The organism is Methylophilus sp. Leaf416, assembly GCF_001424665.1.
GTDB lineage: Bacteria > Pseudomonadota > Gammaproteobacteria > Burkholderiales > Methylophilaceae > Methylophilus.
This window is the reverse complement of sequence record NZ_LMQS01000001.1, coordinates 136,693-152,151: the sequence shown is the minus strand read 5'-3', so window position 1 is coordinate 152,151 and position 15,459 is coordinate 136,693. Positions and strand designations below refer to the sequence as shown.

Here is a 15,459-nt window from a genome sequence, read left to right as displayed (position 1 = left end):
TGCTCGCATATCAGCTAAGCATGTTTGAATTTAAATTCGCCCCTCTTGCATTGTAAATAGATAGTGCCTGCGAGGTTGCTAATCCTCATTACAGAGTGCCGGTGTGATTTTGCCCACATTACATTTTTCAGATTGAAAATCCTACAAACGAATAAGTAACTTCCTATAAAAGCGTTATTAAATTGACACAATAATGTTTTCAGGAACTTTTCTATTAGTGCTGTTATGAGGAGAACATTATGAACGAAGATATTGTAAAAGGTGACTGGAAGCAATTAGCCGGTAGGATTAAAGCCAAATGGGGCAGATTGACTGATGATGAAATTAAGGAGGCAGAAGGTAATACCGAATATTTGATAGGTAAGTTGCAGGAGCGTTATGGACTGGCTAAAGAACAGGTGGAAGAGAATCTGCGAGATATCGGATATGATCAATGATACTTATTGTCTCGGTACAGCGTGACAGCCACTTGTTTTAATAAAATAATAAGGCCAAGAATCACTTCTTGGCTTTATTATTTAACGGCTCTATCTTGATGCGTCTATTTTAACGGGATGTAGCGTCAGTTGGTACACAGTCGCTACCTCCGGAAGTAGGCTGACCAGCTACAGAATAACAGCCATTGTTTGGAACGGGTGGCACGGTTGTAGTGGAATTATTCATACTATTTCTGGCACGGGTATCACGTGTATTAGGATCTACACGGTTCATATCTTTTCTACCCGGATTCGTGGTTGGATTTAGGTCTTGACCAGTCGGGGAAGCCGGCTGATTCGGATTAACAGTCGGTCTGGCCGGAGGTATAACGCCTGGATTGCCAGTTCCTGTTGATCCAGCTCCAGTTGCATTTGGCGTGGCACCATTGGGGGATACGCCATTTGTTGTTGCGCCATTGCCAACAGTACCATTCGTTACTCCACCTGTTGTACCGGCAGGACTTGCACCTACGGTTCCTGCACCAGCAGCCCCAGCTGCGCCTCCGGCGGCGGCCCCAGCTGCCCAACTATAAGAACATTGTAAAAACCCTGTCAATATGACGCTTAATACAGAAACTTGTAATTTGTCTAATCTCATCTCATGACTCCTTATTGGAAAAGTAACGCAATGCGTCACTATAGGGATTCATGTCTGGTAGCTTAATAGGTTTAAGCTTAAATTCCTGTAGGAATTAGTTGACTGGGATGGAGAAGGTTTGATGGAGGAGGATTAAAATTTTGGAAAGTGCATGTGGGCTCAAGTTACCATTTTTCTCTCTAGCAGGGCGGTTGAAAGCGTTCCGCTATCCACATATTCAATTTCGCCACCCATCGGCAGGCCGCGAGCGATCCGGCTGACTTTAATGCCTCTGGATTTTAGCATTTGGCCGATGTAATGAGCAGTAGCTTCACCTTCAGAAGTGAAGTTGGTAGCAAGAATGACTTCCTCAACCAGGTTATCTTGTGCTCGCTTGAGCAGTTTATCCAGATGAATATCTTTCGGGCCTATACCATCCATGGGAGAGAGCTTACCCATGAGTACAAAATATTGGCCCTGGTAGCTACGTGTATTTTCCAGCATCATCAGGTCGGTAGGCATCTCCACCACACATAGCGAGGATTTGTCTCTGTGGCTATCCTGGCAAAGGCTGCATACCGCATGCTCGCTGAAATTATTGCAATAGTCGCAATGCGCCAGCTTATCCAGGGCCTGTTGCAAGCTGGCGGCCAGACGCTGGGCGCCTTCCCGGTCACGTTGCAGCAAATGGTAAGCCATTCGGGTAGAAGATTTAGGCCCCACTCCAGGCAGGCAGCGCAGGGCATTAATCAGTTGTTCAAGGACTGCGGGTGAGTTCAAGCGCGCGGTTCCGGTTTAAAACGGTAATTTAAAACCAGCTGGCATCATGCCACTCATTTTGGCAGAAGAAGTGGCTTCGGCCTTTGCTTTGCCGTCCTTTAAAGCGATCAGGATCAAGTCTTCCAGTGTTTCCTTGTCGTCCATGACTGAGTCATCGATCTGGATGCGTTTGACATCGTTGCTACAGGTCATAGTCACTTTGACCAAACCATTGCTGGCAATGCCTTCAACTTCAGTCAATGCCAGTTCGGCTTGCGCCTTTTGCATATTGGCTTGCATCATCTGGGCCTGTTTCATCATATTGCCCATGCCACCTTTCATCATCGTATGCTCCTAAATTTGATGTGGTTAATGTAGAGGTTTAATCGAGTTGGGCACAATGGTCGCACCCATTTCCTGCATCAGACCCTGCACAAAGTGGTCGCTCAGTATGGCGTCTTTGGCTTGATCCTGTAATTCAGCTTTTTCTACTGCCATCTGTCTGGCCGGTGTATTGGCTTCTTGTCCCACCTGGATAGTCAGTTTGATCCGGCGGCCAAAATAGTTGTTCAAGGCACTGTTCAGTTTATCCAGGTAATTAGTGCTGGCAAGATGTTTGTGTGCGTCACCGATGCGTAGTGTCATTTGATCTGCATCATAAGATACCAGTTCGCAATTTTGTGCTAATGCCCGCACCAGCCCTAGTTTACTTAAATGATTTTCTACTAAGGATCGCCAGTTGCCATCCCAGTTTACTGTCTCTGCTTCATTGTTACTGACTGGCTGTGCAGGCGCTGGTTCTTCAGTCTGTGGACTTTCGATCACCGGCTGATTGATGACTGCAGCCTCAGTGACAGAAATAGTCGTTTCCATCAGGCCAACAGGCGTTGTACTCGCCGGTTCTTGCTGAACATTTTGAGCCGCTGCCTGACGGCTTTGCGCCAGCGCGGCGCGTGCGCCACCACTGGCAGATGTGGCGCGAGCATTATTTTCGGTTGACCCGGCATTGCCGGCAGGAGCCGCTGAAGTGGGCGCCATTGCGTCTGCTTTAAAAGCCAGCATCCGTAATAGTGTCATGGTGAAACCTGCATACGCATCTGGCGCAAGCCCGATATCCCTATGCCCCAAAATGCTGATCTGGTAATACAGTTGCAGCATTTCTGCTGAGAGCTGCGATGAAAGCTCCAGCAGGGTCCGACGTTCCGGATGGTCATCTGCAATGGCCTGAGGGTTATGCTGGGCAATTGCAAGCAGGTGTAATAACGCTGCCAGGTCTTTTAACGCGCTTTCAAAACCTATGCTGCGGGAATCCATTTGCTGCGCAATATCTAACAAGGCTGGTGCATCGTTTGCAATCAGGGCACGTAATAATTCATACAGATAGCTCTGGTCAATCGCCCCCAGCATACTGCGAACATCGGTTTCACGCACTGACTGATTGCCATAGGCAATCGCTTGATCTGTGAGCGACAAGGCGTCACGCATACTGCCATTGGCGGCGCGCGCAATCAGTTGCAAAGCTGGGGCTTCAAACGTAATTTGTTCCTGACCAAGCACATCCTGTAAATGGGCTGTAATGGTACTGCTCGCCATTTGACGCAAATTAAATTGCAAACAGCGTGAAAGAATCGTGACCGGTACTTTTTGCGGATCAGTCGTTGCCAGGATAAATTTGACATGTGCTGGCGGTTCTTCCAGCGTTTTCAGCATGGCGTTAAATGCTTCTTTGGTCAGCATGTGTACTTCATCAATCATGTAGACTTTGAAGCGGCCAGCAGAAGGCGCATAAATGGCCTGCTCCAGCAGGCTGACCATATCTGCTATGCCGCGGTTGGACGCGGCATCCATTTCCACATAATCAACATAGCGGCCAATATCAATCGCACGGCAGGCATCACATTCACCACAAGGCGTCGCCGTGATGCCGGTGGCGCAATTTAATGATTTGGCCAGGATTCGAGAAAGGGTAGTTTTACCAACGCCACGGGTACCGGTAAACAGATAGGCGTGGTGCAGTCTTTGCTGGCTTAGCGCATTGCTTAGCGCTTGAACCACATGGTCTTGTCCGACCAGACTGCTAAAGGATTTTGGGCGCCATTTGCGCGCCAGCACTTGGTAAGACATTGCGTACTCTATTGATTAAATGTCATGAGGCAAACCAATACTTTAGCCTAAATTGCCTGATTATGTGCACATCTCTCAACTAATCTTTGAAAGGAACACATTAGAAAAATGCCGGAATGACAATACAGAAAGGGGCGAGCCCGACCCCCGGCACTTGCTTGACAGTTGTGGCTGCTTGCTTCCGCATCTGACCAGGTTGGCTATCTTACAATGCGGGGAGGCCCGCCGGCGCTATTGTATCGCAAAAGCCGGCTAGCATGGCTGAGTTTTTAAAAAGTTATGTCTTAAAAAGCATAAACGGCATAGCTAAAAAATAACAGGCAATCTGCCTTCTTATGGTCACATCGATTCACCGGATTTCACTTCACAATGTGCTTTATTTTCTATAAATTTACGCGGTAACAAATATTATGGCAACGAATGGATACTCCATGACTGCATCGGAAATTGCTCGTGAAACCATCAAGCAAATGGCGGTTCGCCGCGTGGAACCAACGCCGGATAATTACGCACAGATTTATCTGGAAATTTCTGGAAAACCGGCCAAAGAAGATGCTGCATCTGCTTTGCGTAAAGCATTAAAGCAGTTACCACATGATTCTATGGAGCAAACCAACTGGGTTAACCGTTGGGAAAAAGTATTAAAGCAGGACAACTGGCAAGGGCTGGCAGACTTGCTAAAAGAGGCAATGTTGCAACAACTTAGCCATTCCACCAAATGGCCTAAAGCGATCCGCACCTTGATGCAAGGCTGGGATGACAAACGTACAGGCATGGACTTAGGCAAAAAACGTGAAATGCTTGAGCGTGTGCTAATCAATTTTGGTAATGACGACACCTTGTCTGAAAAATTGCTTGGCATGGCGAATAACTGGTTGCCCGCAGATGCCCGAGTTGAAGGGGTAACTGCTGCTCCCGAATCAAAAGACAATACGGCTGTAATTGCTGCCCCGGCGGCTATTGAGCCTTTGACCAAAGAAGAATTACCTGGTGAGGTGCAGCAATTCCACAGTGCCTATACTATTTTACAAACCTTGTTGAAACAGACATTGCATCTTGGGTTAATCCCCAGGCTTGAGGGTTATCCGGATTTGCAATCCGAAGCAGTTGCTTTACAAGAAAGCACAGAGCGCGCAAAAAAAGTCAAAGAGTGGGAGGCTCTGGCTAAATCACTTAAAGCTTTGTTACTACGCGTAGAGGTAATAGGCGCTAAAGAAGACGATGTGCGTGGCGACATTATTGACCTGCTGCATTTGCTGCTTTCCAACATAGGCGAGCTGGTGGCGGATGATAGCTGGTTAAGCGGCCAGGTCTATGCCGTGCAATCGATCATTGGTGGTCCGTTGGATCGTGCCAAGCTTAAGCTGGCCGAAAAAAGCTTGAAAGAAGTCATCTACAAACAGGGCTTGTTGAAACATAGCCTGATTGAAGCGAGAAATTCCTTTAAAACCCTGATCAGTTCATTTATCGATAAACTGAAATACATGGGTGACGCCAGCGAGTTGTATGGCGGCAAGATTGAAAGCTATGCGCAGCAACTTTCACAAACGGACGATCTGATTAAAATCAATGAGTTAGTCAATTTATTAATGCGTGACACCTCGGTTATGCAAACCGACATTATGCGTTCTCGCGATGATCTGCTGAATCAGCAACGTGTTGCCAGCGACACACAGCAACGTATCTTAAAGCTGCAAGATGAACTGACCCAGCTCAGCGAAGTCGTGCGGATTGACCAATTAACCGGCGTCCTGAACCGCCGGGGTATGGACGAAGCTTTTAGCACTGAAATAGCCCGTTATCGCCGAAATGGCGAGCCGCTAAGCGTCGCGCTGCTTGATATTGATAATTTCAAATTCTTGAATGATCAGCACGGCCATGCAGCTGGCGATACTGCATTGAAGCACCTGGCTAGTGTGGTAAAACGCACGGTACGGCCAACGGATATCGTCACCCGCATGGGTGGCGAAGAGTTCGTGGTCATACTGCCCAATACCAATCTGGAAGAGGCGGTGACGACCATGAGCCGTTTGCAACGCGCCCTTACCAAAGAGTATTTTTTAGGTAATAACCAGAAGTTGCTGATTACATTCAGTGCGGGTGTGGCGCTATTCCAGGAAGAAGATGACGTGGCATCGATTTTATTACGCGCTGACCAGGCCATGTACCTGGCGAAAAAAAGCGGTAAAAACCGGGTCATGACAGATATAGATTTACGGCAAAATCAGGCCTGATATATTTTTAGTTAATTTCAGCTCCAGCGCAATCAAGGCCTAACGCCTAGCCGTTCTGTAAAGCATACCCACTTTTGCAAGTGTCATGGTATGCTAATTGGCATCTTACACGAGGTGCACTGTGACTAGCCCTACCACTGATCTCCCTGTCGATAGCGTCAAAGATGCCTTGCAAGAAAGCGAGCGCAGATTTTCAGCCATTGTTTCCAGCATCCCCGGTCTGGTCTTTCAAATGCACATGACTGCTGATGCGCAAATCGTATTTACCTATCTGAGCGAAGGCTGTGAAGCGTTATTGGGCATTCCCGCCGCCGCACTGCTGAAAAATGTGCAGGCTTTTTTCAATGCTATGGATGAAAAGTCCGCCAGCCAGCTAAAGCACAAGCTGCAACAATCTGCCCGTCAACATAAACGGCTTGATTGGGAAGGTAAAATCTGGATTGCCGACTGGCAGGACATGAAGTGGGTTAATATCCGCGCCACCATACAGGCCCTGGGGCAGGGTGCTGTGCAATGGGATGGCATTATGCTTAATATCAGCCAGAGCAAGCAGGAAAAACTGGAAATCGAGCAGGCCAGGAAAGATTTGCAGGCACTTACCGCTCATTTAAACCAGGTAAAAGAGCAGGAGCGTGTCAGCATCGCACGCGAAATTCATGATGACCTGGGTGGCAATATGACGGCGATGAAACTCGGTCTTTCAACGATTATCCAGAAAATTCAGAATGGCTCACCGGTAGATATTGAGCAGGCAACCATGCTGCAAGCGATTGTGAACCAGACATTCGATTCCGTGCACCGTATTTCCGGTAACCTGCGACCTAATATCCTCGATCTGGGCTTGGTAGATGCACTAGAATGGCAAGTGAATCAATTCAAAAAACAATTGGGCTTGAAGGCAAGGTTCATTACTAATTGTGAAGAGCTGGAATGCGACCACGATAAATCGATGGCCTTATTCCGTATCTGTCAGGAAGCCTTATCTAATATAGCGAAATACGCGCAAGCCGATGAAGTACGGGTAGAATTGAACAGGGTTGAAGAAGAGTTATTCATGACCATAGCTGATAATGGCATTGGCATCGCACCAGCTGATAAAATAAAGCCGAATTCTTTTGGCTTGAGGGGAATGCAGGAGCGCGCAGCCGCTTTTGGAGGAGAGTGCTATATCGAATCCCCTGCGCAGGGTAAAGGCACTTTAATCCGCGTACAAGCGCCAGTGCGTACTGTTGCACTTTGAGATGACTTAAATATGTTTTACTTAGATATTTAGCACAGAACCAGGGAAATAATGAGGGAACGGTTTGGATACTAAAAAAATCAGAGTCATCATCGTCGATGACCACGCCATTCTGCGCTCTGGCATTAAACAGATATTGGTGGCGAGTGGTGATATTGACGTCGTTGGTGAAGCGGAAAATGTGGCGCAAGCCCTTAAATGTGTGCGTGAAATTGAAGCGGATGTGATGTTGCTGGATATTTCGCTTCCAGATAAAACCGGCATTGAAGCGCTAAAACTGATTAAGCGTGAAAATGCGGCATTGAATGTCCTGATGTTATCCATGTATATGGAAGACCAATATGCGGTGCGATCTATACGCTCAGGTGCTTCCGGCTACCTGTGCAAACATACCGCTTCTGAGGAGTTACTTACTGCCATCCACACTCTGGCTAAAGGCAGGAAATATATTACCGCCAATGTGGCGGAAATTCTGGCCGAACAGGTCGGTAATGAACATGCAGCTGCATTACATGAGTCTTTGTCTGATCGTGAGTTTCAGGTAATGCGTATGATTGCTTCAGGTCTATCCGTCAGTGAAATTGCGGATAAATTAGCTTTGTCAGTGAAAACCGTAAGTATGTACCGCACGCGTTTACTTGAGAAAATGAATCTGAAACATAATGCAGATATTACGCATTATGCAATCAAGAACCAGCTGGTTGAATAGAGTTTAGTAATAAAAAAGGCCTTTTAAAAGGCCTTTTTTATTTTAATAACAATTAACTACGCGTTTTTCTTCGAGTAATTGATGAGTCCGTTGGTGGAGCTATCAAAGCAGGTGATCGCATCATTATTGTTCAGCAATGGCAGGATTTGACTGGCAATCTGTTTGCCATATTCCACGCCCCATTGATCATAGCTGTTAATGTCCCAAATGATGCCTTGCACAAAAATCTTGTGCTCATACATGGCGATCAATTTACCCAATGTAAATGGCGTTAGTTGCTCAAACATGATAGATGTGGTCGGGCGGTTACCTTCAAACACTTTATGCGGCAACAAGTCTTCTAACGCTTTGCCGCTAAAGTCTTGCTTGACCAATTCTGCACGGGCTTCTTCGCGGGTTTTACCCAGCATCAATGCCTGTGTTTGCGCCAAGAAGTTAGCCAGCAAAATCTTGTGATGCTGGTCATCCGGGCTGCCGACTTTGTAATGGCTTTTTACCGGCATCAAAAAGTCAGCCGGGACCATTTGTGTACCCTGATGAATCAACTGGTAAAAGGCATGCTGGCCATTCGTGCCAGCTTCGCCCCAGATGACCGGGCCGGTTTTATAGCTGACGCGGCTACCGTCACGGCAGATGAATTTGCCGTTACTTTCCATATCTGCCTGTTGCAGGTAAGCCGCAAAGCGCGACATGCCCTGATCGTAAGGCAAAATTGCATGCGTATCGACGTGGAAGAAGTTGTTATACCAGATACCAAGCAACGCCATAATCACTGGCATATTTTGTTCCAGCGGCGCGGTTTTGAAATGCTGGTCCATGGCGTGACCACCGGCCAGCAACTGTTCAAAATTATCCATGCCTACATACAGGGCAATAGATAAGCCAATGGCAGACCATAGCGAATAACGTCCGCCAACCCAGTCCCAGAATGCAAACATGTTGTCCGGGTCAATACCGAATGCTTCTACAGCTTTGGCGTTCGTAGATAATGCTACAAAGTGCTTGGCAATGTGTTGCTCATCTTTGGCAGCCTCAAGGAACCAGCGACGTGAGGAGTGCGCATTGGTCATGGTTTCCTGAGTGGTGAAAGTTTTAGAAGCCACAATAAACAGTGTAGTTTCGGGGTTGCATTGCTCAAGGGCGCGAATCAGGTGTGCGCCATCGATATTTGAAACAGAGTGTGCTTTCAAATCAGGGCTGGCATATGGTTTCAATGCATCACAAGCCATTACCGGACCAAGATCTGAGCCACCAATACCAATATTCACGATATCAGTAATGCGTTTGCCGGTGTAGCCAGTCCATTGACCGCTGCGCACTTGTTCAGTGAATGTACGCATATGCGCAAGTACAGCATTCACTTCCGGCATTACATCTTTTCCATCGACTTCAATCGGTGTATTGCTGCGGTTGCGCAGGGCAGTGTGAAGCACGGCACGATTTTCGGTGATGTTGATTTTTTCACCACTGAACATGCGGTCGCGCCAAGTCTCTATTTTAGAGTCACGGGCCAGTTGGAACAGCAGCGATAAGGTTTGTTGAGTGATGCGATGTTTGGAATAGTCCAGCAGGATGCCATCTACATTTAAACTGAATTCTTCGAAACGTTTTGGGTTTTGTTTAAACAAATCGCGCATTTGAACATTGCGGATATCACTTTGATGCTGGTTCAGCGCGTGCCAGCTAGGATGCGTCGTTAATTTTGCCATGTTATGTTGTTGCTTTATTTTTCAAGTCAATTAAATTTCAAGTCGGATAAATTCATCAGGCCCGCAAATGGCAATCCTTGAACGCCTTTTGCGAGCCGTTATTAATCGTTATAGTGTATCAATTCATTGTAACCGAAGTATGACACCCGCTAGTGGAGGTAAGTTTATGCTGATTGAGTCAGGCTGATCCATCCACGGAACAGGGTCAGTGTGACAGTCATGGCTATTGCATACGTCGCTACCGCCATAAATCGCTGCATCACTGTTAAACACTTCTTTGTATACACCTGATTCTGGCACGCCCAGGCGATATTGATGACGCGGTACCGGTGTAAAATTAAGTACTATTATAACAAAACTATGGTCATTGCCGCGGCGAATATAACTCAACAGGGATTGACCCGCATCCTGGCAATCTATCCACTGAAAACCCTCCTGGTCAAAGTCATGCACATGCAGGGCAGGACTTTGCTTGTAAAGCGTATTCAGGTCGCGAGCCAGTGATTGTATGCCCCTGTGCATATGGTGTTCGGGATAGCTATCTTCCAGCAAATGCCAGTCCAGGCTCTGGTTGACATTCCACTCGCGCCACTGTGCAAATTCGTTACCCATAAAATTCAGTTTTTTTCCAGGAATGGTCATCTGGAAGGTCAGTAGCAACCTTAAATTGGCAAATTTCTGCCAGTTATCCCCCGGCATTTTGCCTAGTAAGGATTTTTTGCCATGCACCACTTCATCATGCGAGAACGGCAATACAAAGTTCTCTGAGTAGGCATACATTTGCCCAAAAGTCAGCCGATTGTGTTGGTATTGACGATAGAGCGGATCGATCTCCATATAGGCGAGTACATCATTCATCCAGCCCATGTTCCATTTCATATTGAAACCAAGCCCACCTGTGTAGACAGGGCGTGAAACCGCTGGCCATGAAGTAGATTCTTCTGCGATCACAAGTGCCCCGGGAAAGCGCTCGCCAACCATGGTATTCAGCTGCTTGAGGAATTCAATGACTTCAAGGTTTTCACGTCCACCATAAATATTTGGCACCCATTCACCTGCATTACGTGAATAATCCAGGTATAACATCGAAGCGACTGCATCGACGCGCAAGCCATCGATATGGAATTCTTTTATCCAGTAATAAGCATTGCTCAGCAAAAAGTTACGGACCTCATTGCGGCCGTAATTAAAGATATATGTGCCCCAGTCGGTATGTTCACCTAATCTTGGGTCGGCATGCTCATAGAGTGCCGTTCCGTCAAAGCGTGCCAGCGCCCAGTCATCTTTAGGAAAATGTCCCGGTACCCAATCAAGGATCACGCCGATATTCGCGGCATGGCATTGATCGATAAAGTACTTCAGGTCATCCGGGCTGCCAAAACGCTGGGTAGGCGCAAAGTAACCAGTCACCTGATATCCCCAGGACTCATTCAGTGGATGCTCGGCAATTGGCAATAATTCAATATGGGTGTAGCCCATGCTGCTTACATGCGGAATTAAGGTGTCAGCCAGGTTACGATAGGTCATGAAATGACCATTCTTATCTCGTTGCCAACTACCCAGATGCACTTCATAACAATTAAACGGCGCATGCAGCCAGTCATGTTGCTGGCGATCTTGCAGCCATTGATCATCCTGCCAGATGTAACGACTCTGGCAGATACGGTTGGCCGAACCTGGCCTAGGTTCAAACGCTTTGCCATAAGGGTCAGCTTTAACCACCACAAAGCCATGTTCGCGGTTGCGGATCTCAAATTTATATAAGTCATGTTCGGTCAAGCGCGGGATAAACAATTCCCATACGCCGCTGCCACCCAGCACGCGCATGGCATGCACACGGCCATCCCACTGATTAAAGTTACCAACCACGCTGACACGTTCTGCACTTGGCGCCCACACTGCAAACCTGACGCCTTCTACGCCATCGATAGTCATCGGTATAGCGCCCAGGGTATTGTAGGCTTCCAGCAGCCTGCCTTCGCCAAACAGGTAAATATCCTCTTGAGGAATGGTGCTGTTAAAACTGTAGGTATCTGTGGTTTCGTAATAGGTTTCTTGACCATGCGGTTGAATGCGTAATTGCACTGGGGCGGTTAAAGCCGCTGGCGATGCAAATTCAAACAGACCCTGTCGGTCAACCAACGCGAGCGGTTGCCAGTTTTCATTGACATGCACCCAGATTTTTTCAGCATTGGGCTGGAATACACGTACAAACCATGGCCCGTTCACCTCATCCTGATGAGTCCCGAGAAACTCGAATGGATTGTGATGAGTTGCATCGAGAATGCGTTGCAGGTGTTGGGAATAAATTTGATGCGATGCTGCTGATTTGAATGTCATGCTTGCAAGGTCCGTTTGACTAACCCTCATCCTAACAAAAAAAGTGAGGTTTTACGCCGTTTCCCGCGGAAATATCGTTGTCTTTGCCTGAATTATCATGCAGACTGTGGGTGTCGGACCTGCTATTTACAAGCGTTGTGTCGTGTTTTAGTTTGTATCGCTATGCATAGCTGCAGGCTGATTTTCAGGATCAGGAAAACAGGAAGGTATCATGGCTCAAGCAGTCGAATTCGTAGAACGCAGAAGATACAACCGACGGCAGGAGCGTCATTCTGACCGGTTTATCAGTACCCTTACAAAAAATACAGTCGCCATTATCCTTGCCGGAGGTCGCGGCAGCCGATTAAAAAATCTGACTGACTGGCGTGCGAAACCGGCAGTACAGTTTGGCGGTAAATTCCGCATTATCGACTTCCCGCTTTCCAATTGTATTAATTCCGGTATCCGTCGTATCAATGTCGCCACCCAATACAAGGCACAAAGCCTGATTCAGCACATCCAGCGCGGCTGGGGGTTTTTACGTGGTGAGTTTAATGAATACGTGAACATTATTCCTGCCCAGCAGCGTTTGGGCGAAGAGTGGTACAAAGGTACCGCAGATGCGGTTTACCAGAATATTGACTTGTTACGCGAAAATGGCGGCGAATACATTCTGATTCTGGCTGGCGACCATATTTATAAAATGGATTACGGCAAAATGCTGGCTACGCATGCGCGCAGTAATGCGGATATGACCATAGCCTGCATCAATGTACCGCTCGAAGATGCAAAAGGTTTTGGCGTGCTTGAAGTGGATAATACGGATCGCGTGGTGGCTTTTGACGAGAAACCACCCAACCCCAAGCCGATGGTGGATGACCCGACCCAGGCATTCGCAAGCATGGGCATTTATATCTTTAATGCCAAGTTCTTGTACGAGCAACTGATCCGCGATGCCTACGACCGCAATTCAAACCATGATTTCGGTCAGGACATTATTCCCTACATTATTAAAAAATACCGGGTGCAGGCGCATCGTTTTACCGATAGCTGTGTGGGCGCACTGGGAAACAGCTTTTACTGGCGTGATGTCGGAACCATAGATGCCTATTGGGAAGCGAATATGGAACTCACAAAAGTCATTCCTGAATTGAACTTGTATGACAGTGAGTGGCCTATATGGACTTACCAGGAACAATTGCCGCCTGCAAAATTCGTCTTCAAGGACGAAGGTCGAACGGGTAAGGCAACAGATTCACTGGTATCCGGAGGCTGCCTGATTAGCGGTTCAAGCGTCTCCAACTCGGTATTATTCTCCGGTGTGCATGTGGCTGATTACTGCGATCTTGATGGCGCAGTCATATTGCCTAAAGTGAAGATCAACCAGGGTGTCATCCTTAAAAATGTTGTGATTGACCGCGGTTGTGACATACCGGCAGGCATGCAGATTGGCGTGGATTTAGTTCGAGACAGCAAACGCTTTTACGTGTCCGAAAAAGGCATTGTGCTTGTCACGCCAGACATGCTGGGTCAGGATTTGTATCGTGTAAAGTAATTTATAGAACTATGTAAGTCGAAGACGAAAGAGAGATGTATGTCCGATAAAAAATTGTTATTGAATCTGTATTGGCACATGCATCAACCCGATTACCGGGATCAGGTCAGTGGTGAGTATGTTCTGCCGTGGACCTATTTGCATGCGCTTAAAGATTACAGTGACATGGCCTATCATCTTGAACAGAATCCAAAGGCCAGAGTTACCTTCAATTTTGTCCCTATTCTGGTAGAGCAATTACAGGATTACGCCGAACAATCCCGTATCGGCCAATGGCGTGACCCGTTGTTACGCTTATTGGCCAGTCCTGACCTAGATCATATTAGCGATGCGGATTGCCAGTTGATTGTGGATAGCTGCTTTAAAGCGCACCACGAGAAAATGCTTAGTCCGTTCCCGCATTACCAGCGATTGTTGCACCTTTATGAGTTGGTCGAGCCAGTGATGAAAACAGGACAATTTCATTACCTCTCTGCCCAGTACAAGTCTGACCTTCTCGTTTGGTATCACCTGGCGTGGACTGGCGAAGGTTTACGCCGCAAGAGTAAGGTCATTCAGCGCCTGATGACAAAAGGGTTGCTGTTTACCCTGGAGGACCGCGTAGCTTTGCTGGAGGTGCTTAGCGAAACCATGCAAGGCATTTTACCGCGCTACAAAGCACTGGCTGCCAAAGGGCAGATTGAGCTCACTACCACGCCTTACTATCATCCTATCCTGCCATTGCTGATTGACCTCAAAAGCACGCAAGACGCAATGCCAGTTGCACCTTTACCTAAATCGCCGAATTACCCGGATGGTTATGCGCGCGCCATTACCCATGTTGAAGCCGCCAAGGTTTTTCATGAGAAAGTCTTTGGGCAGAAATCAATTGGCATGTGGCCAGCAGAGGGAGCAGTCTCTCATGCTGCCTTGTCACTATTGGCAGAGCAGGACGTTGCCTGGGCAGCGACCGGGCAGGGTGTACTTGCCAATAGCCTGAAAAAACTGGGACTGGAACACGAACATGCGAAAGACTATTTATACCAGCCATATCGTGTCACTAATGGCCAACAGGATATCGTCTGTTTTTTTCGCGATGACCAATTATCCGATAAAATTGGCTTTGAATATTCCAAGCAATATGCAAGTGAGGCTGTCAAAGATTTTATCCAGTCACTTGAAGCGATTCACGCCAATAGCGATATAGATACGACGCCCGTTGTAAGCGTGATTCTCGATGGTGAGAATGCCTGGGAATATTACCCTTACAACGGCTATTACTTTTTGCAGGAGCTATACCAGACTCTGGCGAATCACCCGCTGATCCAGATGACGACCTTTAGCGATATTCTTGCTTTGCAGCAATCACAAGTTTTACCACAGCCCAAACTCCTGAAAGATATTAGCGCCGGTAGCTGGGTGCATGGCACTTTCAGTACCTGGATCGGTGAACCAGCCAAAAACCGCGCATGGGACCTGTTGTGTGAGGCTAAGCGTGACTATGACCAGCACGTGCACAAGCTTTCAGTCTCTGCCAAGGAGAAATGCCAGCAGCAACTGTCTGTCTGCGAAAGCTCAGACTGGTTCTGGTGGTTTGGCGATTATAACAATGCGCAAAGCGTCACCAGTTTTGACAAGCTTTACCGCCGTAACCTCAGCAATCTTTATCATTTGCTGGGATTAGTCCCGCCTGACAACCTGTCCCAATCTATCAGCCAGGGCGGTGGCAATTCCGAAAATGCAGGCACTATGCGTCGAGGGACTTCTTGAATGGGTGT

The 15,459-nt window shown here is 47.4% G+C and carries 12 protein-coding genes and 1 other RNA gene; 6 read left to right on the top strand and 7 right to left on the bottom strand.

Annotated features, from left to right (window positions below; translation table 11 throughout):
* The first annotated feature begins 239 nt into the window (after positions 1-239).
* Entirely contained in the window at positions 240-437 is a 198-nt protein-coding gene (locus tag ASG34_RS00660) for a CsbD family protein (protein WP_055825259.1), read from the top strand.
* A gap of 303 nt (positions 438-740) precedes the next feature.
* On the opposite strand, the gene ASG34_RS13915 is transcribed toward ASG34_RS00660, so the two are convergent.
* The 5 genes from ASG34_RS13915 to ffs form a co-directional block, all read right to left on the bottom strand.
* The gene (locus tag ASG34_RS13915) at positions 741-908 is read right to left on the bottom strand and encodes a hypothetical protein (RefSeq protein ID WP_156376443.1); all 168 of its coding nucleotides are present in this window, start codon (positions 906-908) and stop codon (positions 741-743) included.
* A 325-nt stretch (positions 909-1,233) separates the two neighbouring features.
* Positions 1,234-1,833, bottom strand: a complete 600-nt coding sequence (recR, locus tag ASG34_RS00655; RefSeq protein ID WP_055825256.1) for a recombination mediator RecR — start codon at positions 1,831-1,833, stop codon at positions 1,234-1,236.
* 15 nt (positions 1,834-1,848) lie between these two features.
* Entirely contained in the window at positions 1,849-2,157 is a 309-nt protein-coding gene (locus ASG34_RS00650) for a YbaB/EbfC family nucleoid-associated protein (RefSeq protein ID WP_055825253.1), read from the bottom strand.
* A 24-nt stretch (positions 2,158-2,181) separates the two neighbouring features.
* On the bottom strand, positions 2,182-3,936 hold the full coding sequence (dnaX, locus tag ASG34_RS00645) for a DNA polymerase III subunit gamma/tau (RefSeq protein WP_055825250.1): 1,755 nt from the start codon (positions 3,934-3,936) through the stop codon (positions 2,182-2,184).
* 130 nt (positions 3,937-4,066) lie between these two features.
* An RNA gene (gene ffs / locus ASG34_RS13735) (signal recognition particle sRNA small type) lies at positions 4,067-4,163 on the bottom strand.
* A gap of 204 nt (positions 4,164-4,367) precedes the next feature.
* On the opposite strand from ffs, the gene ASG34_RS00640 reads away from it, so the two are divergent.
* From ASG34_RS00640 to ASG34_RS00630, 3 genes are all read left to right on the top strand, one after another.
* A complete protein-coding gene (locus ASG34_RS00640) occupies positions 4,368-6,170 on the top strand; it encodes a GGDEF domain-containing protein (RefSeq protein WP_055825247.1) in 1,803 nt (600 codons plus the stop codon).
* A gap of 121 nt (positions 6,171-6,291) precedes the next feature.
* Entirely contained in the window at positions 6,292-7,410 is a 1,119-nt protein-coding gene (locus ASG34_RS00635) for a PAS domain-containing sensor histidine kinase (protein ID WP_229007437.1), read from the top strand.
* A gap of 64 nt (positions 7,411-7,474) precedes the next feature.
* Positions 7,475-8,119: a response regulator gene (locus ASG34_RS00630; protein ID WP_055825240.1), complete on the top strand. Its 645-nt coding sequence runs from the start codon at positions 7,475-7,477 to the stop codon at positions 8,117-8,119.
* Positions 8,120-8,175: 56 nt separating this feature from the next.
* Here the strand turns inward: ASG34_RS00630 and pgi are convergent, their stop codons facing one another.
* Positions 8,176-9,828 carry a glucose-6-phosphate isomerase gene (pgi, locus tag ASG34_RS00625; protein WP_055825236.1) on the bottom strand — a complete coding sequence of 551 codons (1,653 nt, stop codon included), beginning with the start codon at positions 9,826-9,828 and terminating at the stop codon, positions 8,176-8,178.
* Positions 9,829-9,951: 123 nt separating this feature from the next.
* The gene (gene glgB / locus ASG34_RS00620; protein ID WP_055825233.1) at positions 9,952-12,168 is read right to left on the bottom strand and encodes a 1,4-alpha-glucan branching protein GlgB; all 2,217 of its coding nucleotides are present in this window, start codon (positions 12,166-12,168) and stop codon (positions 9,952-9,954) included.
* A gap of 211 nt (positions 12,169-12,379) precedes the next feature.
* Here glgB and glgC point away from each other — a divergent pair, with 211 nt between their 5' ends.
* Together glgC and ASG34_RS00610 are read left to right on the top strand one after the other, a co-directional pair.
* Positions 12,380-13,702, top strand: coding sequence for a glucose-1-phosphate adenylyltransferase (glgC, locus tag ASG34_RS00615; protein WP_055825230.1), 1,323 nt, complete (start codon positions 12,380-12,382; stop codon positions 13,700-13,702).
* A 39-nt stretch (positions 13,703-13,741) separates the two neighbouring features.
* Positions 13,742-15,451: a glycoside hydrolase family 57 protein gene (locus tag ASG34_RS00610; protein WP_055825227.1), complete on the top strand. Its 1,710-nt coding sequence runs from the start codon at positions 13,742-13,744 to the stop codon at positions 15,449-15,451.
* The last annotated feature ends 8 nt before the right edge of the window (positions 15,452-15,459 follow it).

Coding starts and splice junctions, on each gene's coding strand:
- ASG34_RS00660 (WP_055825259.1), top strand. CDS start 240: ATGAACGAAGATATTGTAAAAGGTGACTGGAAGCAATTAGCCGGTAGG.
- ASG34_RS13915 (WP_156376443.1), bottom strand. CDS start 908: ATGGTACTGTTGGCAATGGCGCAACAACAAATGGCGTATCCCCCAATG.
- ASG34_RS00650 (WP_055825253.1), bottom strand. CDS start 2,157: ATGATGAAAGGTGGCATGGGCAATATGATGAAACAGGCCCAGATGATG.
- dnaX (WP_055825250.1), bottom strand. CDS start 3,936: ATGTCTTACCAAGTGCTGGCGCGCAAATGGCGCCCAAAATCCTTTAGC.
- ASG34_RS00640 (WP_055825247.1), top strand. CDS start 4,368: ATGACTGCATCGGAAATTGCTCGTGAAACCATCAAGCAAATGGCGGTT.
- pgi (WP_055825236.1), bottom strand. CDS start 9,828: ATGGCAAAATTAACGACGCATCCTAGCTGGCACGCGCTGAACCAGCAT.
- glgB (WP_055825233.1), bottom strand. CDS start 12,168: ATGACATTCAAATCAGCAGCATCGCATCAAATTTATTCCCAACACCTG.
- glgC (WP_055825230.1), top strand. CDS start 12,380: ATGGCTCAAGCAGTCGAATTCGTAGAACGCAGAAGATACAACCGACGG.
- ASG34_RS00610 (WP_055825227.1), top strand. CDS start 13,742: ATGTCCGATAAAAAATTGTTATTGAATCTGTATTGGCACATGCATCAA.